18 protein-coding genes are annotated in these 23176 nt (G+C 73.2%); 11 read left to right on the forward strand and 7 right to left on the reverse strand.

From position 1 onward, the window contains the following. Positions 1 to 244: 244 nt before the first annotated feature. Entirely contained in the window at positions 245 to 829 is a 585-nt protein-coding gene (locus AC5P09_RS12360; RefSeq protein ID WP_493873906.1) for an Rv1733c family protein, read from the reverse strand. A 283-nt stretch (positions 830 to 1112) separates the two neighbouring features. Between AC5P09_RS12360 and AC5P09_RS12365 the strand changes: the two genes are divergently transcribed. The 4 genes from AC5P09_RS12365 to AC5P09_RS12380 all read left to right on the forward strand — a co-directional run bounded on the left by AC5P09_RS12365 (position 1113) and on the right by AC5P09_RS12380 (position 5045). After that, positions 1113 to 2198, forward strand: coding sequence for a WD40/YVTN/BNR-like repeat-containing protein (locus tag AC5P09_RS12365; RefSeq protein WP_493873907.1), 1086 nt, complete (start codon positions 1113 to 1115; stop codon positions 2196 to 2198). A gap of 85 nt (positions 2199 to 2283) precedes the next feature. Further along, positions 2284 to 2961 (forward strand): uracil-DNA glycosylase, encoded by a 678-nt coding sequence (locus tag AC5P09_RS12370; protein ID WP_493873908.1) that lies wholly within the window; start codon positions 2284 to 2286, stop codon positions 2959 to 2961. Then, positions 2958 to 3938, forward strand: a complete 981-nt coding sequence (locus AC5P09_RS12375; RefSeq protein ID WP_493873909.1) for an N-acetylglucosamine kinase — start codon at positions 2958 to 2960, stop codon at positions 3936 to 3938. Before AC5P09_RS12370 ends, AC5P09_RS12375 begins: the two co-directional genes overlap by 4 nt. 183 nt (positions 3939 to 4121) lie before the next feature. Next, positions 4122 to 5045, forward strand: coding sequence for a sirohydrochlorin chelatase (locus AC5P09_RS12380; protein ID WP_266444512.1), 924 nt, complete (start codon positions 4122 to 4124; stop codon positions 5043 to 5045). A 235-nt stretch (positions 5046 to 5280) separates the two neighbouring features. On the opposite strand, the gene AC5P09_RS12385 is transcribed toward AC5P09_RS12380, so the two are convergent. Further along, a complete protein-coding gene (locus AC5P09_RS12385; RefSeq protein ID WP_493873910.1) occupies positions 5281 to 6315 on the reverse strand; it encodes a lactonase family protein in 1035 nt (344 codons plus the stop codon). 104 nt (positions 6316 to 6419) lie between these two features. Continuing rightward, positions 6420 to 7931, reverse strand: coding sequence for an FUSC family protein (locus AC5P09_RS12390; protein ID WP_493873911.1), 1512 nt, complete (start codon positions 7929 to 7931; stop codon positions 6420 to 6422). 204 nt (positions 7932 to 8135) lie between these two features. On the opposite strand from AC5P09_RS12390, the gene AC5P09_RS12395 reads away from it, so the two are divergent. The 4 genes from AC5P09_RS12395 to AC5P09_RS12410 all read left to right on the forward strand — a co-directional run bounded on the left by AC5P09_RS12395 (position 8136) and on the right by AC5P09_RS12410 (position 11282). Continuing rightward, entirely contained in the window at positions 8136 to 8612 is a 477-nt protein-coding gene (locus AC5P09_RS12395; protein WP_307672988.1) for an Lrp/AsnC family transcriptional regulator, read from the forward strand. Between the two features lie 42 nt (positions 8613 to 8654). After that, positions 8655 to 9356, forward strand: a complete 702-nt coding sequence (locus AC5P09_RS12400) for an HAD family hydrolase (RefSeq protein WP_493873912.1) — start codon at positions 8655 to 8657, stop codon at positions 9354 to 9356. Positions 9357 to 9451: 95 nt separating this feature from the next. Further along, complete coding sequence (locus AC5P09_RS12405) at positions 9452 to 9760, forward strand: hypothetical protein (RefSeq protein ID WP_493873913.1); 309 nt, start codon at positions 9452 to 9454, stop codon at positions 9758 to 9760. A 34-nt stretch (positions 9761 to 9794) separates the two neighbouring features. Next, entirely contained in the window at positions 9795 to 11282 is a 1488-nt protein-coding gene (locus AC5P09_RS12410) for a S8 family serine peptidase (protein ID WP_493873914.1), read from the forward strand. Positions 11283 to 11309: 27 nt separating this feature from the next. Here the strand turns inward: AC5P09_RS12410 and AC5P09_RS12415 are convergent, their stop codons facing one another. Both AC5P09_RS12415 and AC5P09_RS12420 read right to left on the reverse strand, forming a co-directional pair. Then, the gene (locus tag AC5P09_RS12415) at positions 11310 to 12725 is read right to left on the reverse strand and encodes an FAD-binding oxidoreductase (protein ID WP_493873915.1); all 1416 of its coding nucleotides are present in this window, start codon (positions 12723 to 12725) and stop codon (positions 11310 to 11312) included. Positions 12726 to 12828: 103 nt separating this feature from the next. After that, the gene (locus AC5P09_RS12420) at positions 12829 to 15432 is read right to left on the reverse strand and encodes a helix-turn-helix transcriptional regulator (protein ID WP_493873916.1); all 2604 of its coding nucleotides are present in this window, start codon (positions 15430 to 15432) and stop codon (positions 12829 to 12831) included. Between the two features lie 242 nt (positions 15433 to 15674). Between AC5P09_RS12420 and AC5P09_RS12425 the strand changes: the two genes are divergently transcribed. After that, on the forward strand, positions 15675 to 18479 hold the full coding sequence (locus AC5P09_RS12425) for a beta-L-arabinofuranosidase domain-containing protein (protein ID WP_493873917.1): 2805 nt from the start codon (positions 15675 to 15677) through the stop codon (positions 18477 to 18479). 12 nt (positions 18480 to 18491) lie between these two features. Here AC5P09_RS12425 and AC5P09_RS12430 read toward each other — a convergent pair whose 3' ends face one another. Next, entirely contained in the window at positions 18492 to 19277 is a 786-nt protein-coding gene (locus tag AC5P09_RS12430) for a LysR family transcriptional regulator substrate-binding protein (protein WP_493873918.1), read from the reverse strand. A 58-nt stretch (positions 19278 to 19335) separates the two neighbouring features. On the opposite strand from AC5P09_RS12430, the gene AC5P09_RS12435 reads away from it, so the two are divergent. After that, positions 19336 to 19725: a DUF5997 family protein gene (locus AC5P09_RS12435; protein ID WP_307672996.1), complete on the forward strand. Its 390-nt coding sequence runs from the start codon at positions 19336 to 19338 to the stop codon at positions 19723 to 19725. Between the two features lie 60 nt (positions 19726 to 19785). Then, positions 19786 to 21957 carry a TerD family protein gene (locus tag AC5P09_RS12440; RefSeq protein ID WP_493873919.1) on the forward strand — a complete coding sequence of 724 codons (2172 nt, stop codon included), beginning with the start codon at positions 19786 to 19788 and terminating at the stop codon, positions 21955 to 21957. A gap of 133 nt (positions 21958 to 22090) precedes the next feature. Here the strand turns inward: AC5P09_RS12440 and AC5P09_RS12445 are convergent, their stop codons facing one another. Continuing rightward, the gene (locus AC5P09_RS12445) at positions 22091 to 22966 is read right to left on the reverse strand and encodes a fructosamine kinase family protein (protein WP_493873920.1); all 876 of its coding nucleotides are present in this window, start codon (positions 22964 to 22966) and stop codon (positions 22091 to 22093) included. Positions 22967 to 23176: the final 210 nt, after the last annotated feature.

Raw genomic sequence — 23176 nt, forward strand, 5'->3', positions numbered from 1 at the left:
GGTTCGCACACCATCACCCCGCGTGGGCGAGGCAGCTGCTTCGCCGTTCGGGTCCGCGTGCCGGTGTCATGGGCCCGCGGAACCGCCCGGTCAGCCCGTCGTACGCCCGCTGCCCGACGACGCCTGAACTTCCGCCCGAAGGATCCTTCTCGCCGGGTAGCACACCGTCACCCCACGTGAGCGAGGCAGCTGCTTCGCCGTTCGGGTCCGCGTGCCGGTGTGATGGGTACGCGGACCCGCGCGGTCAGCCCGTCGTACGCCCCCACAGCGGGCCGAGCAGCTCCCACTCCGCGTCCCACCGCTCCATGCGGCGGCGCTCCAGTCGGCCGCGCAGAACTCGGCCGCCCACGAAGGGGACGGCGCCGACGCTCACCCCGATCAGGCCTCCGATCAGGGCGGCCCGCAGGCGGGCCTGGGACGCGGTGGCGGGCTTCGAGACGAGGCGGCCCTCCGGATCCGTCCACACCGTGACCGGCGACCCGAAGGTGCTGCCGGGCGGGACCCGGACCTGGCCCGTGTGCGCGGAGCCGTCCGCCATGCTCCAGCTCACCTCGGCCCACACCCGCTCGCCGCGCGGCGTCTCGGAGGGCGCGTCAGAGGTTCCGGGCGCCTGGTCGGTGAGGCGGGCCACGACGGGCCGCCACTCGACGCGCTCGCGGGCCAGCTCGCGCTCCACGGACCAGGTCACCGCCAGACCCGCGAGTACTCCGGCGAGGACGGTGAGCACCCAGGCGCCGAGCACCACCCAGGCCTCCAGCACGTCGGCCCCGCGTTTGAGCGGATTGCGCCGCCAGCGCCACAGCCACACCCTCGGACCACGGAACGCCATCGAAGGCATCCTCCTCATCAGCGCCAGAAGTGAGCGCACGACCGTGCCGTACCGCACTCCCATACGGGAGACGCCTCTTCGATGCTCACGCAGGCGTCCCCGACTCGCCTCACGGCGGGTCCCTCGACGGTGCGGAATCTGCCCGAAACGGTCGCGCGGACCTGCCCGGCGCGTTACCCTCGCCGCCCTGACCTGCGGCGGAGTCGTTTCCAGGGGTGACTGTCAGTGGTGGGGTGCAGACTGGCGAATGTCCTGAGACGAAGACGTCGCGGAGGTGGTCGGCATGACCGAAGTACTGCTCGCCGTGGGCACGCGCAAAGGCCTGTTCATCGGGCGCAGGCGGGGTGGCGCGTGGGAGTTCGACGAGAGTCCGTACTTCAACGCGCAGGCGGTGTATTCGGTCGCCCTCGACACCCGGGGAGAGCGCCCGCGGCTGCTGGCCGGCGGCGACAGCGCGCACTGGGGACCGTCCGTGTTCCACTCCGACGACCTGGGCCGGACCTGGACCGAACCGGCGCAGCCGGCCGTCAAGTTCCCGCAGGACACGGACGCTTCGCTGGAGCGGGTCTGGCAGCTGCACCCGGCGGCCGCCGAGCCGGACGTGGTGTACGCGGGCACGGAACCGGCCGCGCTGTACCGCTCCGAGGACCGCGGCGAGAGCTTCGAGCTGGTCCGCCCCCTGTGGGAGCATCCCACCCGGTCCCAGTGGGTGCCGGGCGGCGGCGGTGAGGGCCTGCACACCGTACTCACCGACAAGCGGGATCCGCGCGCGGTGACGGTGGCCGTCTCGACGGCCGGCGTGTTCCGCACTAAGGACGGCGGCGCCAGCTGGGAGCCGTCCAACTCCGGGGTCTCCGCGGTGTTCCTGCCGGATCCGAACCCGGAGTTCGGCCAGTGCGTGCACAAGATCGCCCAGGACGCGGTGACGCCGGACCGGCTGTATCTGCAGAACCACTGGGGTGTGTACCGCAGCGACGACGCGGGCGCGCACTGGACGGACATCGGCGAGGGCCTGCCGTCCACGTTCGGTTTCGCGATGGCCACCCACCCCCGCCGCGGGGACATGGCGTATGTGTTCCCGATCAACGCCGACGCGGACCGGATCCCCGCCGGCCGGCGATGTCGGGTGTTCCGCACTACGGACGCGGGCAAGAGCTGGGAGCCGCTCACCGCGGGCCTGCCCCAGGAGGACCACTACGGCACGGTCCTGCGGGACGCGATGTGCACGGACGACGCCGACCCGGCGGGCGTGTACTTCGGCAACCGCAACGGCGAGGTGTTCGCGTCGGCGGACGACGGCGACAGCTGGCGGCAGTTGGCCTCGCATCTGCCGGACGTGCTGTGTGTGCGGGCCGCGGTGGTCGGATGAACCGGATGCGGTTACCGGCCGGCTGTCCGGCCGGCCTTGGCCACTGGTTGATTCCCGCCGCCCGTACGGCAGTAGGGTGACGCCCGTGGCTCCACGACCCTTGCATGAAATCGTCGAACCGGGCTGGGCGCAGGCCCTCGAACCCGTCGCCGGACGGATCGCCGACATGGGCGACTTCCTGCGTGCGGAGATCGCCGCGGGACGCACCTACCTACCGGCCGGACCGAACGTTCTGCGGGCCTTCCAGCAGCCCTTCGACGAGGTGCGGGTCCTGATCGTCGGACAGGACCCGTACCCGACGCCGGGGCACGCGGTGGGCCTGTCGTTCTCGGTCGCGCCGGACGTGCGTCCGCTGCCCGGCAGCCTGATCAACATCTTCCGTGAACTGAACACCGACCTGGGGCTGCCGCAGCCGTCCAACGGCGATCTGACGCCGTGGACCGAGCAGGGCGTGCTGCTGCTCAACAGGGCGCTCACCACGGCGCCGCGCAGCCCGGGGGCCCACCGCGGGAAGGGCTGGGAGGAGGTCACCGAGCAGGCGATACGCGCGCTGGCGGCGCGCGGCAAGCCGCTGGTGTCGATCCTGTGGGGCCGCGACGCCCGCAATCTCCGTCCGCTGCTCGGCAACCTGCCGTCGGTGGAGTCCTCCCATCCCTCGCCGATGTCGGCCGACCGCGGCTTCTTCGGCTCCCGTCCCTTCAGCCGGGTCAACGACCTGCTGGTCGGGCTGGGCGGACAGCCGGTGGACTGGCGCCTGCCGTGACCGGTGCGGGGGACGGGTTCCTCGCCGTCGACTCCGGCGGCTCCGGCCTCCGCGTCGTCGTGGGCGTCTCCGGGCGCGGCCCGCTCCCCCAGCGGGAGTCCCGGGAGCCGGTGCGCACCGGTGACCGGGGCATCGATGCGAGGCACTTCATGGAGCAACTGGTGCCTATGGTGCGTGCGTTGGCTGCCGAGGCGGGTGTCGACGGGCTGGGTACGGCCGTTGTCGGCGCGGCCGGGCTCGCCACGCTGGGTGACGCACTGCGTGCCGAACTCCCGGACGCGCTGGCCCGGGAGTTCGGGATCCGTACGGTCGCCCTCGTCGCCGACGCCGTCACCGCCTACACCGGCGCCCTCGGTCCGCGCGCCGGGGCGGTCGTGGCCGGCGGCACGGGGCTGATCGCGATCGGCACCGACCTGGTGTGCTGGCGTCGCGCGGACGGCTGGGGCCATCTGCTGGGCGACTGCGGCGGCGGCGCCTGGATCGGCCGGGCCGGGCTGGAGGCGGCGCTGCGCGCCCACGACGGGCGGGACGGCGGCTCGGTACGGCTGTTGGCGTGCGCCGAGGAGGTGTTCGGCCCGATGACGGAGTTGCCCGGCAAGCTGTACCCGCGCCCCGACCGCCCCGCCGTCCTCGCCTCCTTCGCACCCCAGGTGTCCGCGTGCGCCGCCGACGACCCCGTCGCCGCGGGCATCCTGCGTGCGGCGGCCCGGCACCTGGCCGACTCCCTGGCCGCCGTCTGCCCGGCCACGGGCGAGCCCCGAGTCGCTCTCACCGGCGGCCTGTTCAAGATGGGCGACCCGCTCGTCGTACCGCTGGAGGAGGAGCTGGCCAAGCGGCTGCCGCACGCCCGGCGGGTGGCGGCCGAGGGCGATCCGCTGCACGGCTCGGTGCGCATCGCGAGCGATCTGGCCGCCGGTGCGCTCACTCTGCCGGGTGACGAGAAGATGCTCTACGTCGTGACCGGGAAGGGTGATTGATCCCGTGGCGCGGCACGTGTCCGACAAGTACCGCTTCGCTCCCCGCGACTTGTGACGCGCGCCGGGGAAAACCGCTGATCACTTCGGATCCGTACGTAACTCATCAGACAAAACCGGACGGATACCGCTCACCTGCACCCTCCCCGAACAGGGGAGCCCAGGAAGCCAGTAACATGCGACGCCATGAGCTCCCCCACTGGGCCCGCGTCCGGCCTGCCAGTACGAATGCCGCGACCTCGCCAGCCCGGGCGGCACCGCCGACCCGAGCCGCTGGCGGCACCCGAGGGCGCGCCCGCGCTCCTGCTCGCGGTGCCGGGCACGCCGGGCATCGCCACGCGCAGTCTCGCCGAGGAGGTCGTGAGCATCGCGCGCTCCGAGCTCCCCGGCCTCGACGCCCGGATCGGGTACCTCGACGGGGACGACGCGGAGTTTCCCACCCTGCAGGCCGTGCTGGTGCACGCCGCCGAGGTGCGCGCCGCCCGCTACGAGCAGGCCAAGGCCGCCGGTGCGGACGTGAAGGAGCCGGACGGCCCCGTGGCCGTCGTGGTGCCGCTGCTGGCCGGCCCGGACGGCTCGCTGCTGCGCCGGATCCGCCAGGCCGTGATGGACAGCCGGATCGCGGCCGACCTGACCGATGTGCTGGGCCCGCACCCGCTGCTCGCCGAGGCGCTGCACGTGCGGCTGTCGGAGGCCGGGCTGGCCCGTGCCGACCGTGCCCGCCTGTTCACCGTGGCGACCGCCGCGGACGGCATCATCCTGGCCTCGGTGGGCGGCGAGGAGGCCGTGCAGGCGGCCGGGATCACGGGCATGCTGCTGGCCGCGCGCCTGGCCGTGCCGGTGATGGCCGCGGCGCTGGACCAGGAGGGGTCGATCTCGTCCGTCGCCGAGCAGCTCCGCTCCTCGGGCTCCCAGCAGCTGGCGCTGGCGCCGTATCTGATAGGGCCGGAGATCGACTCCGCGCTGGTCGCGGAGGCGGCCGCGGAGGCGGGCTGCTCCGCCGCCGAGCCGCTCGGCCCGTATCCGGCCATCGGCAAGCTCGCTCTGGCCAAGTACACGACCGCGCTGGGCATCGCCCCGCCGCAGCCGCAGGGTGCGCCGGTCCGCTGACGCGGACGGCACGTTCGTACGGCGAAGGGCCCGCTCCGCATACGGGGAGCGGGCCCTCGCCGTGTCAGGGGCCGGAGGCCGGCCCGTGCCCGCGTGTGCTCCTGCGGCCGGCGGCTCCGCCGCTGACCCGCACGGCACCCTCGTACGCCGACGGGCCCCCTCCACGTTTGGAGCGGGCCCTGCCATGTCCGGGGCCGGAGGCCGGCCCGTGCCCGGGCTGGGCGGCGGTCTCGGTTCAGCCGATGACCACGCACGAGGCCGCGGGCACCTCGATCGAGCCGGCACGGCGCGGCAGTCCGGTGTCCGGGTCGACGGCGAACCAGGAGACGTCGCCGGAGCGCTCGTTCGCGGCGTACAGGAAGCCGCCCGCCGCGGTGATCGCCCGTGGCCAGTGGCCGCCCGAGGGCACCGTGCCGATCAGCCGCAGGCCCTCGTGCTCGACGGCGAACGTGGAGAGGACGTCCTCGCCGCGGGTGGCGATCCACACGAAGCGGCCGTCGGGCGAGACGGCGATGCCTGACGGGTAGGCGTCGCCCGTCGGCGAACCGGGCAGGATGGGCGTCTCCGTCAGCGGCTTCAGCGTGCCGTCCGCGGCCTCCCAGCGGCAGACGGTGACGGTCGGGGTGAGTTCGTTGACGACGTAGGCGTACGAGCCGTCGGGGTGGAAGGCGAGGTGGCGCGGCCCGGAGCCGGGCCGCAGGGCGTTCTCCCGGTGCAGTACGGGAGCGCCGTCAGCCAGTGTGCACACGCGCACGGAATCGGTGCCGAGGTCGACGCTGACGGTCCAGCGTCCGCTCGGGTCGGGCTGCACCTGGTGCGCGTGCGGTCCCTGCTGGCGGGGCGTGTGCGGGCCCGAGCCGGTGTGCAGGAGGACGCCGGACGGGGCGGACGCGAGGGTGCCGTCGGGGCGGACGGGCACGGCGGTGACGCTGCCGGAGCCGTAGTTGGCGGTCAGGACGTGGCCGGCGTGGACGCTGAGGTGGGTGGGCCCGCTCGCGCCGACCGACACGGGCGGGCCGGCCGGCTCGGGCTGGTCACCACTCACCCGGTACGCGGCCACCGCGCCCTCGGCCGTCTCGCTGACCGCGTACAGCGTGTTCCCGTCGGGCGCGAGGGCCAGGTACGACGGGTCGGGAAGGCCGTCCAGGCTGCTCAGGACGGTGAGCGCGCCGGTGGATCCGTCCACCTCCGCCGTCACGATCCCGGGGCCTCCGGCCGCCGTGAAGGACCCGATGAAGGCCCGCTGTCGCCGCCTGCCGCTGTCTGTCACCGCGGTCCCCATCTCTTCCGGTGCCGTTCGGGGTGACGGTAGCAGCGATCATGCGAGGTCTAGACCAAAAGGGTGGGATTATTCGGCTGCGGTGGGTCGGCTGCTCAGGCGTCGACCAGCGGCGAACGCGACGGCGTCCGCAGGGGCATGGCGAGTTCCGCGAGGGCGCGCTCCAGGCCGTGCAGGTGGGCCAGCGCGGGTTCCGCGGCGGGCGGGCGGGGCGCCGGCACGGCGAGGCGCTCGCGCCTGCCCGCACGGAGCCCGTCGCCGATGAGCGCCTCGACCGCGGCCTCGACACGCCGGCAGGCGGCGGCGAGGCGGGCGTCGTGCGAGGCCTCCGGATCGGCGGCCACGGCGGCCAGGCCCCGGATCTCCCGGGCGCAGTCGTCGAGCAGGGCCAGCACCCGGCGGGCACGCCGCTTGCGGCCGAGCATCGGGTTGAGCGGGTGCACCAGCGGGGCGACCGACAGCCGTACCCGGCCCAGCAGCTGCTCCAGTTCGGCCACGCGGGACACCGGGTCGGCGCTCGCGTTGCCCGCGAGACGGGCGGCGGCCTCCGCGGTGCACGCGTGGACGCAGCGCAGGGCCCGCTGGATCCAGGCGTCGGTGACGGTGTGGGTGGTGACCGGCAGCACGAAGAGCACCGCCAGGACGGCGCCGAGCGCGCCGATCCCGGTCTCCGCGAGCCGCAGGGCGAGCAGCGCGGGGTCGAGGACGCCCAGCAAGCCGTAGAGCAGCTCCGCGAGGAGTGTCACGCAGAGCATCATCCAGGTGTAGGACACGGCCGCGGAGTAGAAGATGCCGAAGACGCAGGCGGTGAGCAGCACGGCCGTGGGGAGCGCCGCCCCGTGCAGGGGGACGGCGAGGAGCAGGCCGAGGCCGATGCCGATCACCGTGCCGAGGACCCGGCGGAAGCCGCGGACCAGGGTCTCGCCGCGCGAGGTGGTGTTGACGAAGATCCACCAGGTGGCGCCGACGGCCCAGTACCAGCGCTGTCCGGACACCAGCTGGCCCACCACGAGGGCGAAGCCGGCGCCGGTGGTCGCCTGGATCGCCTGGCGGGTGGTCACGCGGGCCAAGCCGGTGCCGCCGGGCGGGGCGGGGACGGGAGCCGGGGGCAGACGGCGCTCGTAGCACCACAGGCCGAAGCGGACGGCCGCGGCGGTGAGCACGGCCAGCACGACGGCGGCGTACAGCTCGGGCAGCTGGTCGGTGGTGGCGTGCAGGAACTGGGCCACGAAGAAGGTCATGAACGCGAACACGCCGAGGCTGTGTCCGCGCGGCCCCCAGCGTCGCGCGTAGACGCCCGCGCCGATCACGGCGAGGAAGGTGAGGTCCCGGGCGACGGGGTGGTCGTGCAGTTCGGCGGCGGCGGCGAGCACGGGCAGGCCGACGGCGGGCAGCAGCGCGGTGGTCACCGCCTGGCCGCGCACGGTGGCGTCGGTGACGGTGAACAGGGCGAGCAGCGCGGCGAGTCCGCCGGTGACGGCCCCGACGAGCGAGTGCCCGGCCAGCCCGCTCACGACGACCGCCGCCACGATGCCGAGCACGGCCCGCGCGGCGAACCGCAGCCGCGCCCCTCCCGGGTCCGGCGCCACGAACACCCTCTTCAGCACTGCCTCCCGCCCCCTTCGCCCTCTTCGGCCCCTGGCATGAGAAAAGCGCCGCGGGATCCGCAGCGCCATCGACGCGTCCATAACAACATCAAGGACCCATCTGGCTCAAGTGGCTCCTGGAATGCTGAACCATTGGCACAGGCACAATGCTTTCGGCTCGTCCACTGGCGAGCCAACGGACCAGGTACGAGGAGGCCGGACCGCATGGCCGTGGACGAGCTCGACACCCGCATCCTGCGACTGCTGCTGGAGCAGCCCCGCACAAGCGTGCGGGAGTACGCCCGCATCCTCGGGGTGGCCCGCGGAACCCTGCAGGCACGCCTGGACCGGCTGGAGCGGGACGGGGTGATCACCGGCACGGGCCCGTCCCTCTCCCCCGCCGCACTGGGCCACCCGGTGCTCGCGTTCGTGCACATCGAGGTCACCCAGGGGAATCTGGACGACGTGGGCGACGCGCTGGCCGCCGTACCGGAGATCGTCGAGGCCTTCTCGATCACGGGCGGCGGGGATCTGCTGACCCGGGTCGTGGCGCGGGACAACGCGCACCTGGAGGACGTGATCCAGAAGCTGATCAGCCTGCCGGGCGTCGTCCGCACCCGCACCGAGGTGGCGCTGCGCGAACGCGTTCCGCAGCGGCTGCTGCCGCTGGTGGAGTCGATCGGGCGTGCTGCTCGGAAGTGACCATTGAAATCATTCGGACGTGACCTTTGAAATCATGAGGTCATGAGCACTTTCGGCGCCCCCGCGGTCATCTTCGATCTCGACGGAACACTCGTGGACAGCGAGCCGAACTACTACGAGGCGGGCCGGCAGATCCTGGCCGAGCACGGTGTCCCGGACTTCACCTGGGCGGACCACGAGCGGTACGTCGGCATCAGTACGCAGGAGACGGTCACCCACTGGAAGGAGCTGTACGGGCTTCGCGCGCCGGTGGAGGAGCTCCTGGCGGCCAAGAACCGCCGCTATCTGGAGTTGGCGCGCGCGTCCACCTCCGCCTACCCCGAGATGCGGACGTTCGTGGAGCTGCTGGCGGGCGAGGGCGTCCCGATGGCCGTGGCGTCGGGGTCGTCGCCCCCGGCCATCGACGCGATCCTGGCCGGCACGGGCCTGGACACATACCTCCGGACCGCCGTCTCGGCCGACGAGGTCGCACGGGGCAAGCCCGCCCCCGACGTGTTCCTGGAGGCGGCCCGCCGGCTCGGTGCGGACGCGGCCGACTGCGTGGTCCTGGAGGACGCGGCGCCGGGCGCCGCCGCGGCCCACGCGGCCGGGATGCGCTGCATCGCGATCCCGTACGTCGCCGCGCAGGCCGACGCCCCGGAGTTCGCCACGGCGGGCCTTCTCCTGCGCGGCGGGCAGGCGGAGTTCACGGCGCGGGCCGCGTACGACTGGCTCGTACGGACGGTTCCGGAGCGGCCGCGGTGACCGACCGACGGCAATCGCACCCACTTACCATCTTTTGCGGAGCTGTGCAACGAATGCGAAGCTTGAGGGGATGAGTGAACTACCAGGAGAAACACGTGACATCAGGGCGAGGTGACGCGTCCGAGGAGGAGTTCGTCGAGGCCCTGGTCGAGCTGCGGGCCGACGCTTCGGCCGGCGACCTGGTTCCGTGGTGCTCCCGTCATGGCATCGACGTGCTGCCGATGACCGCCGGAGCGCTGCTGACCGGATCGGGCCGGACTCTCGCCGAGGCGTTCGAGGTCCCGCGTCTCGGGAACCGCTCACGTCCCCAGTCGCTGCCCGTGCCGCCGGCGCTCGCGAATACCGCGAGGTCCGTCACCGTGCTGCCGACCCCCACGCCCGGAGCTCGTGACCGGCTGCCGTGACGCGTGCGTCCGGGCCTCCACCTCTGGAGGACAGATGACCAGCCCGACAACTCCCGCATACGGGCAGGACGTTCCGGACACCGTGTACGGCTATGTCTCCGCCCGCTCTCGGGGCGGGGTACCGATGACCCGGGCGAGCAGCCTCCGGTCGGCCGAGCCGTTCCACGCCGAGGGCGACGCCCAGGAGCGCGCCAAGGAGTACGCACGGACGGCGGGACTGACCGTGACCGCGGAGAGCCGCCTGGGCTTCACCGTGGCGGGTACGCCGGCCGCGTACGAACAGCTGACCAGCGGACGGATCGCCAGCTACGAGGTGCGTCAGCGGGTGGCGATGAACCGGGTGCGTTCCGTCACGCATCTCGACATCGTCGGCGACCGTCAACCGGCCGCCCTCGGTGTCGGTGCCGCGCCCGGCGAGGACGCCATCGAGGCCGTCGCGCTGGAACGGCCCCGCACCCCCATGCGCGTGCTCCCGGCCGCCGCCGAGCCGCCGACGGTCACGTCGTTCCACCTGACGCTTCCGCACGACGTGGCCAGGCTCCTCAACGCGAGGCCGGCCCACGGCGCGGGGGAAGTGGGCCGCGGAGTGCTGGTCGCCATGGTCGACACGGGGCAGGCCCCGCACGCCTACTTCGCCGCGCACGACTACGACGTCGGTCCGACCGTCGCGCTCGTGCCCGGTACCAGCCCCGCGGAGGACCCGATCGGGCACGGCACCGGTGAATCGGCGAACATCTTCGCCGTGGCGCCGGGCGCGCGGCTGCGTCCGTACCGGGCGAGCGACCGGCGGGGCGACCTCACGGCCGCCGTGGCGGGATTCGTGCGCGCGAAGGCCGATCGCCCGCAGGTTCTCACCAACTCGTGGGGCGGGGACCAGAAGTTCCCTCCGATGGGGCCGCCGAGTCAGTCCGACGTGATCTTCGCACTGGAGATCCTGGACGCGGTGGAGCAGGGCATCGTCGTCGTCTTCTCGGGCGGCAACGGCCAGTTCACGATCGAGCCGCAGGTGCCCGGTGTGATCGCCGCCGGCGGGGTGTTCGCGGGTCCGGACGGCCGGCTGCGGGCGTCCAACTACGCGAGCGGGTACGCCAGTCCCTGGATCGACGGCGTCGTCGTGCCGACGGTGTCCGGTCTGGTCGGCATGCTGCCCCGCGCCCAGTACCTCATGCTGCCGGTGCCGCCCGGCTGTGAGATCGACGTCGGCGAGAGCCTGCCGGACCCCGAGGACCCGGACGCCGGCCCGGACGGCACCGCGCAGGACGACGGCTGGGCGCTGTTCTCGGGTACGTCCGCCGCGGCACCGCAGATCGCCGGCGCGGCGGCCCTGCTGCTCGGGGCCCGGCCGGGGCTCACTCCCGCACAGGTTTCCGAGGCCCTCGCCAGGACCGCCACCGACGTCACGGCCGGCACCAGTCACCCACGGTTCGGCAGCCGCGCCCGGCTCGGGCCCGACAAGGCCACCGGAGCCGGACTGGTCGACGTCAGCGCCGCGCTGGACTTCGTCCTCACGCAGAACCCTTAGTCGCTCGGCCACCCACTGGGGCTGACTTCAGGGCCGGGCCTCGTACCGCGGCTTCGGCGCCGGCTGGATGTTCTGGTTGAGGCGGAAGACGTTGTCCGGGTCGTGGGCGGCCTTGATGCGGGCCAGGCGGTCGTAGTTGCCGCGATAGCTGGCGCGGACGCGTTCCTGGCCCTCGTCCATCATCATGTTCACGTAGGCGCCGCCCGCCGAGTACGGGTGCAGTGCCTCGAAGTAGTCGACGGTCCACCGCTTGACCAGCTCGGCGTTGGCCGGGTCGGGGTCGACGCCGGCGTACACGGACGCCCAGCGCGCCTCGCGGTAGGCCCAGGGCGTCTCGTCCGGGCCGACGTCGTGGGCGGCGCCGTCGATCGGGTAGAGGTGCATCGTCGACTGCATGGTGGGCACTTCCGCGCCGAACTTGGCGTGCAGGTCGACGGCCTCGTCCGGGATGTCGTCGACGAAGTCGGCGCGCCAGTACCACTGGTGGCCCGGCGGGTAGAGCCCGTCGAACATGGCCTGCATGTCGGGGTGCGGCATGGGCCCGGGCGCGTGCAGCATCGGCTGCGGCAGGACGTCGAGCAGCGGGGCCATCTCCCGTGCGGCCGCCTCCATGTCGTCTCCCGTGTAGCACCACACGACACCGGCGGTCTTGCGCAGCTGGAACTCCTCGGGGAACGGCGGGGCGGGCGGGACGGTGCCGAACAGGAAGAACGCGTTGAGCTCGCGGGGCGCGGTCGGGAGGAAGTCCCGGTAGGCGGCGAGGACTTCGGCGCCGATCTCGACGGGCCAGAAGGTCGGCCCGGCGATGACGGTGCTGACCTCGTGCAGCCGGAACAGGAACGAGGTGGCGACGCCGAAGTTGCCGCCGCCGCCCCGGACCGCCCAGAACAGGTCGCTGTTCTCGTCGGCGCTCGCCCGCACCTGCCGGCCGTCGGCCAGGACGAGGTCGGCCTCCAGCAGGTTGTCGATGGTCAGGCCGCACCTGCGGGTCAGGTGGCCGAGCCCGCCGCCGGTGGCGAGGCCGCCGACCCCGGTGGTGGAGATGATGCCGCTGGGGGTGGCGAGGCCGTGCGCGTTGGTGGCGCGGTCGACCTCTCCCCAGACGCAGCCGCCGCCGACCCGGACCGTACGGGCCTCCGGGTCGACGTGGATGTCCTTGAGGGGCGACAGGTCGGCGACCACTCCCCCGTCGACGGTGCCGAGTCCGGCGCCGTGGTGGCCGCCGCCGCGGACCGCGAGCGGGAGGTCGTGTGCGCGGGCGAAGCCGATCACTCGGGCGACGGCGTCCGCGTCGGCGCAGCGGGCGACGAGCGCGGGGCGTTTGTCGATCATCGCGTTGTAGACGGCACGGGCGTCCTGGTAGCCGGTGTCGGCGGGGCCGATCAACTCCCCGGTGAAGTTCGCCAGTTCGCGTCGGGCTGCTTGGGCGGGTGTGCTGGTCATGCGGTTCCCCCGGGTTGTCGTTTCGGGTCGATCCGCCCGTTCTACGCGGGTCGCGCAGGCGTAGGTATCCGTGACCGTCACCCAGCTCGGGCCTGGCCGGTACCTAGGTTTCGCGGCCGCCCGACAGGCCCAGCTCGGTCGCGCGGACCGCGACCTGCCGCCGCGTGGGCGCGCCCAGCTTGTCCAGGACCGCGCGTACGTGGTTGTCGACCGTACGGACGGATACGACGAGCCGGGCGGCGATCTCCGCGTTGGTCAGGCCGTCGACGAGCAGTCGCACCACCTGGAGCTGGCGTTCCGTGAGGCCGGCGGGGTTGTCGCGGGTCGCCGCGAGCGGGCCGCGGGGGATGTGGCGCAGGCCGAGGCGCCGCAGTTCGGCGCGGATCAGCCGGGCCTGCGGCTCGGCTCCCAGCGCGTCGAGTGCCGTGAGCGCGGTGAGCCGGTCGGCGGGTTCCGGGCTCTGCGCGAGGGCGACGGCGTGTTCGTAGGGGCAGCCCGCCGCCTGCCAGAGCTCTGCGGCCCGCTGCCACTGTCCGCGGGCTTGCAGGGCGTAGGGATGGTCCGTGTCGTCGGCCGGGACCGGGTGGCCGGCCCGGGTGAGCCAGTAGCCGAGCTCGGCGCGGTAGGGGGCGCCCGGCAGGTCACAGGCCTGGGCGTGGACCGGTTCGACGGCCGCGACGACGCCGGCCGGATCCCCGCGCAGCCAGGCCGCCTCGGCGCGGGCCACGGCCACCGGCCCGGTGCGCTGGAGTTCCCTGGTCCGTACGGCGATCTCCCAGGCCTCGTCGAGGAGTTCCTCGGCGCCGGGCGGCCCGCCGCGGCGGATGCGGACCCGGGCGAGGACCGTCAGGGCGGGGCAGCGGGCGGGGACGAAGTCGTGCATCCCGAACTCGGCGTGTTTCTCGGCGTCGTCCCAGTCGGCGGCCGCGAGCCGCCGCATGGCCAGCTCGACGTGGAGGTAGTTGAGGAAGCCGAGGTGTTCGGCGCGGTCGGCCAGGTCCATCGCCGGGGGCAGGAAGCGGTCGGCCTCGGCGTACTGGAGGGTGTCGAGCAGGTTCCAGATCAGGTTGGCGTAGGCCCGGCAGGCGTGTTCGACCTCGCCGGCGGCGAGGGCGACGTCGAGGCTCTCCTCCAACTGCCGGCGCCCGCCGGGGTCTCCGCCCCGCCAGCGGGCCGTACCGACGTTGTTGAGGGCGTGCGACAGGATCGCGGGATCGCCCGCCTTCCGGGCCAGGGCGATGGCGCGTTCGCCGTGCGTGACCGCCTCGGCGTAGCGCTCGGACAGCATCCGCAGCTGGGCGGTGTTGCTGACGGCGAGCGCCAGCAGCCGGTCGTCGCCCGCGTGTTCCAGGACGGCGACGGCCTCGCGGGCGGCTTCCTCGGCCGGGTCGGCGTCGCCTGCCCACCAGTGGATGCGGGACAGCCAGCGCAGGTCGGCGCCGAGGGCGCGGATGTCGCCGAGGGCGCGGCGCAGGGCGACCGCGTCCCGCTGGGCGACGACGGCGGCGGCCGAGTCGGCGACGGTGTAGCACTCCACGGCGTAGCGCTCGAGGAGGTCGGCGAGGTCGGCCGGGGCGTAGCGGTGCCGGTCCCGCAGGACGAGCCGCAGCTGGGCGGCGGCCTCACGGTGGGCGCCCGCGCCCGCGGCGTCCTTGGCGGCGTCGGGGCCGTACCGGGCGATGGCGTCCCGGTCGCCGGCCTGGGCGGCGTGGTGGACGATGCGGGCGGTGTCGGAGCCGGGCCGGGCGACGAGGGCCGCGAGGACGGTGCGGTTGAGCTCGATGCGCCGGGCGGCGGGCAGGGAGTCGGCGACGGCCCGCCGGATCAGCTCGTGCCGGAACGCCACCCGCTCCGGGGCCACGGCCAGCAGGCCGCGCTGCTCGGCCGCCGCCAGGACGGCCACGCCGTCCGCGAGCAGGACGTCGATGAGCGGGCGTTCGACGGCCGAGGGGACGACGGCGAGCTGTTCCAGGGCGGCCACGGTGGCGGAGTCGAGCCCGCGCAGTCGGGCGAGCACGGCGTCGACGACGGTCGGCGGCACGCCCCCGGTGCCGCCCGCGGCCACGACCTCGGCGACGAAGAACGGGTTGCCCGACGTCACGGCGTACACCTGCGCCGCGTCGAGCCGCCCGGCCGCGCTCAGCGTGCGCACGGCGGCCAGGGAGAGGCGGGCCAGCGGGAGCCGGTGGACGCGGCGCACGCGGGAGAGCTGGCCGAGGAGGTGGCGCAGGGGGTGCCCGCTGGTCAACTCGTCGTCCCGGTAGGTGAGGACGAGCAGGGCGGGCAGTCGCTCCACGCGCCGCACCAGGAAGCGCAGGGCGTCGAGGGAGGCCTCGTCGGCCCAGTGGACGTCCTCGACGACGAGTACCGCAGGATGCGGACTCCCGGCCAGCTCTTCGTGCAGGGCCTCGTAGACGCGCGGCCGGTCGCCGCCCTCCGTGACCGCCCGGGCCAGTTCGGCGCCGACGGATCCGACGAGGTCGCGGAACGGGCCGAGCGGCCGTCGCGTGGCGAGGTCGTCGCACTCCCCGACGAGCATCCGGGCCTGGTCCGGGAGCCGCTCCGGCAAGGCCTTGACCAGGCTCGACTTGCCGATGCCCGCCTCTCCGAAGACGAGCACCACCGATCCGGCCCCGTCCGCCGCCTCCCGGGCGGCCGCAGCCAGTCGCACCAGCTCGGTCTCGCGCTCCAGGATCCCCCGGTCCACGGGGCGATTCTGCCACCGGGGGCGCCGCCACGGGCCTACGCCGCGGGGTCACGACGGGCGTCACCGAAACCGACATCCACGCCGACGCCCCGTCCAACGGCCGGAACTGACCACTCCAGACCCGTTGACGCTCCTCTGTCCCCTCCCTATCGTCTGGTCGATCACCCGCACGCAGTTCGATATGCCGAACACCCTTGAATGCCCTGAACCACCCGTGAACATGGCCCCGTGGAGGCGCACCCATGGCACCGCCCCTCTCCAGACGGCACCTCTTCCAGGCCGCGGCGCTCGCCGCGGCCACCCCGGCGATCTCGTACGCCGCGACCGGCCGGGCCGTCGCCGCAGTCTCGGAGGAACCGTCCGTGTGGACCGTACGGCCCTTCGCGCTCGAGGACGTGAAGCTGGGGCAGGGCGTCTTCGCCGACAAGCGACAGCTGATGCTCGACCACGCCCGCGGCTACGACGTGAACCGGCTGCTCCAGGTCTTTCGCGCCAACGCCGGTCTCGCCACGGGCGGCGCGGTCGCCCCCGGCGGCTGGGAGGGCCTGGACGGTGAGGCCAACGGCAACCTGCGCGGCCACTACCCCGGCCACTTCCTGACCATGCTGTCCCAGGCGTACGCCGGCACCGGCGAGCAGGTCTTCGTCGACAAGATCCGCACCATGATCGGGGCGCTGACCGAGGTGCGCGAGGCGTTGCGCCACGACCCGGTCGTCCTGAACTCCCCCGGAAAGTTCGGGACTTCGGCGGAGAACGTGCGCGGCTCGTACCAGTACGTCGATCTCCCCGCCGGCGTCCTCGGCGGCGCCTCGGCGATCACCCTGTCCGCCTGGGTCAAGCCCACGCACGACGCCAACTGGACCCGGATCTTCGACTTCGGCGACAACACCACGCGTTACCTGTATCTGGCCGCGCGCAACGCCAACGGCGTACCCCGCTTCGCCATCACGACGAGCGGACCCGGCGGCGAGCAGGGCCTCAACGGCACCGCCGCCCTACCGCTGAACCAGTGGAGCCATCTGGCGGTGACGATCGCGGGCGGCACCGGCACGCTGTACGTCAACGGGACGGCCGTGGCGCGGAACGCGTCGATGTCCCTCACCCCGGCGGCCCTCGGCACGCTCGCCAACAACTGGCTCGGCCGCTCGAACTACTCCGGCGACCCGGTCCTCGCGGGCGCCTACGACGAGTTCAATGTCTGGTCGCGCGCCCTGACCGCCGGCGAGATCACCCAGCTCCAGACCGCGCGAGCCGCCGACGCCGCGACGGGCCGCGGCGACCTGGCCTCGTACGCCTTCGACGAGACGACCGGCGGGACCTTCGCCGATGCCTCCGGCCGTGGCCTCACCGCCACCCTGCGCCGCACCTGGGGCGGGCCCAGCCATCCCGGGTTCCTCGCGGCGTACCCGGAGACGCAGTTCATCGACCTGGAGTCGAGGACCAGCCCCGACTACACCAAGGTGTGGGCGCCCTACTACACCGCGCACAAGATCCTTAAGGGTCTCCTGGACGCGTACAGCGCCACCGACGACGCGCGGGCGCTCGACCTCGCGTCCGGCTTGTGCGACTGGATGTACTCCCGGCTGTCCAAGCTGCCCGACGCCACCCTCCAGCGGATGTGGGGCATCTTCTCCAGCGGCGAGTTCGGCGGCATCGTCGAGGCGATCGTCGACCTGCACGCGCTCACCGGGAAGGCCGAGCACCTCGCGCTGGCCAGGCTGTTCGACCTCGACAAGCTCATCGACGCCTGCGCCGCGAACACCGACATCCTCGACGGCCTGCACGCCAACCAGCACATCCCGATCTTCACCGGTCTGGTCCGGCTGTACGACGCGACGGGCGAGGAGCGCTACCTCACCGCCGCGAAGAACTTCTGGGGCATGGTCGTACCGGGACGCATGTACGGCATCGGAGGCACCAGCACCGCGGAGTTCTGGAAGGCCTCCGGGGTGATCGCGGGGACGATCAGCGCGACGACCGCCGAGACCTGCTGCGCGTACAACATGCTGAAGCTCAGCCGGATGCTGTTCTTCCACGAGCAGTCCCCGAAGTACATGGACTACTACGAGCGGGCGCTCTACAACCAGGTGCTCGGCTCCAAGCAGGACAAGGCCGACGCGGAGAAGCCGCTCGTCACGTACTTCATCGGGCTGACGCCCGGTCATGTGCGGGACTACACGCCCAAGCAGGGCACGACCTGCTGCGAGGGCACGGGTATGGAGAGCGCGACGAAGTACCAGGACTCGGTGTACTTCAAGAAGGCCGACGGCAGCGCCCTGTACGTCAACCTCTACAGCCCGTCCACGCTGACCTGGGCGGAGAAGGGCGTCACGGTCACCCAGACCACCGCCTATCCGGCGGAGCAGGGGACCACGCTGAGGATCGGGGGCGCCGGCGCCGCCTTCGCGCTTCGGCTGCGCGTGCCGTCCTGGGCGAGTGCCGGGTTCCGGGTCACGGTCAACGGGAGTGCGGTGTCCGGTACTCCGACTCCCGGGGGCTACTTCACCGTGTCCCGGACGTGGCGCTCCGGCGACACCGTGCGCGTCGCCATACCCTTCCGGCTGCGCGTGGAGAAGGCCCTCGACGACCCGTCGCTGCAGACCCTCTTCTACGGTCCGGTCAACCTCGTCGCCCGCAACCCGGCCACGGACCACCTGCCGTTCGGCCTGTACCGCAACGCCGGCCTCTCCGGCGACCTGCTGCCCACCCTCACGCCCGTGACCGGCAAGCCGCTCCACTACACCCTGGACGGCACCGAGTTCGCCCCGTTCTCCGAGGGGACGGAGGACCCGACGCACGCCTACTTCCGGCGCTCCGAACCCCGCGTGGTCCTCGGCACCGTCGACTCCGGCGTGGCCAATCCGGCGAAGGCCGACGGCACGACCCTGCTGGACGAGATCTGGGCCGCGGCGCCGTTCGCGGGCAAGGGGGCACTGGTGTCCCGGGTGCGGTCGGTGGTGGACGCGTGGGTGTCCGCCGGGCTGCTCGCCCGGGCCGACGGCGACAAGGTGGTGAGTACGGCGGGGAAGGCGTCCTTCGCGGCCTGACGGCGCCGCGGGTTACGACCGGCGGCGCGGCTTGCCGCGGCGGGCGCCCTGGGAGCCGCCCGCACCGCGGGCTCCGCCGGAACCGCCGCGGGAGCCCTTGCCCGTCGGCTTGCCCCCGGCCGGTTTGCGGCCGCCGCCCTTCTGTTCGGCCCGCTTGCGCTCCGGGCGGGCCTCGGGCTCGGGCTTGGTACGCCCGCGGGTGCTGTTGGCCGTCCGTCCGCGGACGATGCCGATGAAGTCCTCGACCAGGTCGGTGGTCGCGTCCTCGGGCCAGGCCAGGGCGACGCCGGACTGGGGGGCGTTTACGAGGGTGCGGTAGGTGAGGTCCTTGCGGTGGTGCAGGCGGGCCACGGACTGGGGGACGGCCAGGAGGCCGATGCCCGCCGCCACGAGTTCGACGGCGTCCTCGGTCGTGGCGGGGCGTTCCAGGGCGGGCTGTCCGGGGGGCCGCTCCCAGTCGAGGACGTCGTCGAGGGGGTGCAGCAGGATCTCGTCGGCGAGATCCTCGGCGGACAGCTCGTCCACCGCCGTGACGAGGTGGTCCTTGGGGGCCACGACGACGGTCGTCTCTTCGTAGAGGGGGATCGCGCTGAAGACCGTACGGTCGACCGGGAGCCGTACCAGCGCCGCGTCGGCGTCGCCGGCCCGCAACACATCGGATGCCTCGGCGGCCGGCACCGCGACCAGCTCCAGCGGAACGTCCGGCAGGCGCTCCTGCCAGATCCGCACCCACTTGCCGGGGGTCACTCCGGGGACGTATGCGAGCCGGAACGAAGGGGATGCCGCAGAGCCTGTCACCACGCCAGGCTACCCGCCGTGGTCGGACGTCTCGCGCGCGGTCGATAGTCTGGACACCATGAAGTCGCACCAGACCACCCAGACGATGAAGCCCGCGACCGCGGCGAAGAAGCTGGGTGTGTACCTCCCGGCCACCCCTCAGGAGTTCCAGGACGGGGTCGTCACCCGCTCCGAGCTGAACGAGCTCCAGGCGAACCCGCCCGCGTGGCTGCAGGAGCTGCGCAGCAACGGCCCGCACCCTCGCCCGGTCGTCGCGGCGAAGCTCGGCGTCTCCATCGCCGGCCTGGCGCGCGGCGGCGTCACGGAGCCGCTGACCACCGAGCAGATCGAGGCGCTCAAGCAGGACCGGCCCGAGTGGCTGGAGAAGGAGCGCGCCACCCAGGCCGAGGTGCGCCAGGAAGCGGTGCGCATCAAGGAGAAGAAGGCCGAGCAGGACCAGCGCTCCTGACTCGAACACCGGTCGAAAACTCCGGTGCGGTGGCCTGGGCCGCTCTGCGATCATCCCGGAATGGTCGAGAGTCTGGAACCGCTGGTCGTCCGGCACACCCATCGCCTGCCCTCCCCCACCGGTCCGGCCGGTGAGGGCGAGGTCGCGGCGCGGCAGTTCGACGCCGCGCTGATGTCCGTCGGCTTCAAGCTGTCGGCACCGCTGCTGCGGCACCTGTCCGGGCTGTCGGAGGACACGGTCGTCGACACCGCCGTACGCACGCTGCGCACGGTCCGCGAGATGGTCGGCGACCACGTCGGGCACAACGTCTACTTCGTCGACTTCCCGGCCAACGTGCCGGACACCTTCGACTTCTGGATGCGCTGCATCACCGAGGCCCTCGACGACAGCAAGGCGCGCCCCGGCGTGCTCGATCAGCTGCGCCGGGGTGTGGTGAACCTGCTCACCCTCCCGTCGTACGGCCACTACCAGCACACCTACGCCGAGATGCTCGCCGCCCACGACGAGCTGATCGCCGCGGCAGGCGACCGGATGACGGTGCTGCATCTCGGCGGCGCGCTCGACGACGAGGTCACCGGCCTGTACCTGGCGCTGGCCGGCAGCGCGACGCCGCTGGGCGAGGAGGGGCTGAGCGACCTGAAGACGCTCGCGGGGCACTGCGCGAGCGGGCCCCAGCCGGAGGCGATACCGGTCCGGGAGAACCGTGCCGTCGTCAACGAGGCCCGGCTGAAGGTGGGCGCGGACCTGCTGCTGGACACCGTGACCGACGTGCTGCGCCTGGCGTGCGCGCTGTCGGGCGGTGACGTGACCCTTCAGGAGCCGACGCGGTTCCGGGGGCTGTCACGTCCCGTCCGTCGCGCGCTGCTCGCCGGTCTGGACGGCGTCGTCGCCGCGGCTCCGGCCAAGCTCGCCGACGTCCACGCGCACCGCGAGGAGTTCAAGCGCCTCGGTGAGCGGCTGCATCCGCACGAGTACCCGCGGTGGCCGCAGGCCGCCGAGGTGTTCGCCGTCGCCCGCGGCGAGCTGACGGCGCGGTCCTTCGACAGCCGGGTCGAGGAGCTGCTCGGCGCGGGTGGCGTGGTCGCGGCGGCCGCGTTGCTGAAGTCCGCTCCGGGCAAGCTGTTCCGGGCGCTGGACCGGCTGCTGCGTACGGCCGCCGGCGAGGAGGAGCGGGAGGCTGTCGTGGCCGCCGTCGAGGAGGTCGCCGGATCGGTCGCCGGCCGGGTCGTGCTGTCGGTGCGCGAGCACCTGCACAACCGCGCCGACGCGTCCGGTCATCGGCGGGTCTTCATCAACCGGATGGGCCGTGCCTGGGTCGCCGCCGAGGACCGCCCGCCCCTGCCGGCACCGGAACGCGATCGTCTGATCGCCGCGCTCGACGCGGAGACCCGCCGCCGGCTCCCCGCACCGGGGCACCTCTTGGTCGACCCGGACGTCCTCGACGTGGCGCTGCCGCTCAGCGGCAAGGCGACCGCGGCGGGTCTCGGCGTGCTGCCGCGCGGCTCGGTCTCCCCGGTCGACGGCGAGCTGCTGCGCTTCTTCGTGTACTGGAAGCAGACCGAGCGCACCACCGACTACGACCTGTCGGCGCTGATGCTGGGCGCCGACTACGAGACGGTCTCCTGGCTGTCGTACACGAACCTGTCCGCCGTGGACGGCGAGCACTCCGGCGACATCGTCGACGCGCCCGAAGGGGCCTCGGAGTTCATCAACCTGCGGCTCGGCGCCGTGCGGGGCACCTTCGTCGTGCCGCAGGTCAACCTCTTCTCGGGGGAGGGATTCGAGGAGGTCGAGGAGTCGTTCTTCGGGTTCATGCTGCGGGACGGCGAGCAGAAGGGCCGTCCGTTCGAGGCGCGCACGGTGCGGATGAAGTCGGAGCTGCGCGGGCCGGGGCGGGTGGCGCTGCCGCTGGCGTTCCTGCGGGGCGAGGACGGCCGGTGGCGGGCCAAGTGGCTGCACCTGTACCTGAAGGGCACCCCGACGTCGAACCGGGTCGAGGGCAACCGGGTCTCGGTCGCCACGCTGCTGCGCGGCATCGTCGAGCGTGAGCAGCTGACGGTGCGGTACCTCACGGAGCTGATGGCCGACGGCACCACCGGCACGACGGTGTGGGACGGCACGTCCGTGCCGGAGGGGCCCGTCACGTACATCGGTCTGGAGCGTCCCGAGGGGCTGCACCCGGACTCCCGGATCATCACCCTCGAAAATCTGCGCGACCTGATCCCCGGCTGACTGCTAGCGTTGACCACGGCGAGGCCATGAAGGGGCTTCCTTCTCACACCTCCTTGAAATTAGTCCCTTCGCTCTCCTCGCCCTGGACTTCACGCCGGAAGGCGTTGTTCGTACGACGGCCCTGGCGCGCGGATCAGCGCGCCAGGGCCGTTCGTGCTTGGGCCAGGGCCTGTTCGGCGTAGCCGCGGCCGAAGAGCACGGCGTGCACCAGGAGCGGGAAGAGCTGGTGCAGGCCGATGCGGTCCGTCCAGCCGTCGGCGAGCGGCGCCGCCTGCTGGTAGCCGCCCAGCACCCGGTCCAGGTGGGGGCAGCCGAAGAGGTGGAGCATCGCGAGGTCGGTCTCGCGGTGGCCGCCGTGCGCGGCCGGGTCGATCAGCCGGGCCTCGCCGTCGGTGCCCCACAGGACGTTGCCGTTCCACAGGTCGCCGTGCAGCCGGGCGGGCGGTTCGGGCGGGCCTGCCAGCTCGGGCAGGCGCGCGCAGACCTCTTCGATCACGGCCGCCTCGGCGGGGCGTACGGTTCCGTCGTCCACCGCGCGGCGCAGGTAGGGCAGCACCCGGTGCTCGGCGTACCAGGACGGCCAGTCGCCGCCGTCGGTGTTCCGCATCGGGGCGAGTCCGATGTACGCGTCCCTCGGGCCGCCGGGCGGCGGGGCGCCGAACGCGGGGGCGCCGGCGGCGTGCAGGGCGGCAAGATCGCGGCCGAACCGGACCGCCGCGGCGGCGGTGGGCCGGCCTTGCGGAATCCGGTCGATCACGAGTCGACGCCCTTCGTGACCGTGCACCACCGGGACGCGGACCGCGCCCGCCTCGGCCAGCCAGCGCAGCCCGGCCGCCTCGGCCTCGATGGCACCGGGCTCCTCCCCCAGCTTCACCATGACCACCCGGCCGCCGTCCAGGGTGACTTCGGCGAGCGTTCCGGACAGCGGGCGCACCGCGGTGACCGGGCGCCCGGTGAGGCGCGCCGCCACGTCACCGGGCGCCTGGTGCGTCACGCCGTACCGAACCATGCCTCGGCGAGCGAGGCCGGCGTTCCGTCGGCGGGCGCGGGCAGTTCGCGCAGGTACCAAGGCAGGTTGCAGTACACGTGCAGCAGTGTGTACGCGAGCAGGTCGGCGGGCTCGAAGGCGCGGCCGTACGAGGCGGTGAGGCGGGCCAGCAGTCGGGGTCGCCTCGGGTGACGCAGAGGCCGACGCCGACGAAGTCGTAGGCCCGGTCGC

This window comes from Streptomyces sp. a15, from assembly GCF_059026085.1.

Bases quoted from the DNA above. Each gene is read 5' to 3' on its own strand.
- AC5P09_RS12360 (WP_493873906.1), bottom strand. From the start codon at position 829: ATGGCGTTCCGTGGTCCGAGGGTGTGGCTGTGGCGCTGGCGGCGCAAT.
- AC5P09_RS12415 (WP_493873915.1), bottom strand. From the start codon at position 12,725: ATGACCAGCACACCCGCCCAAGCAGCCCGACGCGAACTGGCGAACTTC.
- AC5P09_RS12445 (WP_493873920.1), bottom strand. From the start codon at position 22,966: ATGGTTCGGTACGGCGTGACGCACCAGGCGCCCGGTGACGTGGCGGCG.
- AC5P09_RS12410 (WP_493873914.1), top strand. From the start codon at position 9,795: ATGACCAGCCCGACAACTCCCGCATACGGGCAGGACGTTCCGGACACC.
- AC5P09_RS12440 (WP_493873919.1), top strand. From the start codon at position 19,786: ATGGTCGAGAGTCTGGAACCGCTGGTCGTCCGGCACACCCATCGCCTG.
- AC5P09_RS12395 (WP_307672988.1), top strand. From the start codon at position 8,136: ATGGCCGTGGACGAGCTCGACACCCGCATCCTGCGACTGCTGCTGGAG.
- AC5P09_RS12365 (WP_493873907.1), top strand. From the start codon at position 1,113: ATGACCGAAGTACTGCTCGCCGTGGGCACGCGCAAAGGCCTGTTCATC.
- AC5P09_RS12380 (WP_266444512.1), top strand. From the start codon at position 4,122: ATGAGCTCCCCCACTGGGCCCGCGTCCGGCCTGCCAGTACGAATGCCG.
- AC5P09_RS12400 (WP_493873912.1), top strand. From the start codon at position 8,655: ATGAGCACTTTCGGCGCCCCCGCGGTCATCTTCGATCTCGACGGAACA.
- AC5P09_RS12425 (WP_493873917.1), top strand. From the start codon at position 15,675: ATGGCACCGCCCCTCTCCAGACGGCACCTCTTCCAGGCCGCGGCGCTC.
- AC5P09_RS12435 (WP_307672996.1), top strand. From the start codon at position 19,336: ATGAAGTCGCACCAGACCACCCAGACGATGAAGCCCGCGACCGCGGCG.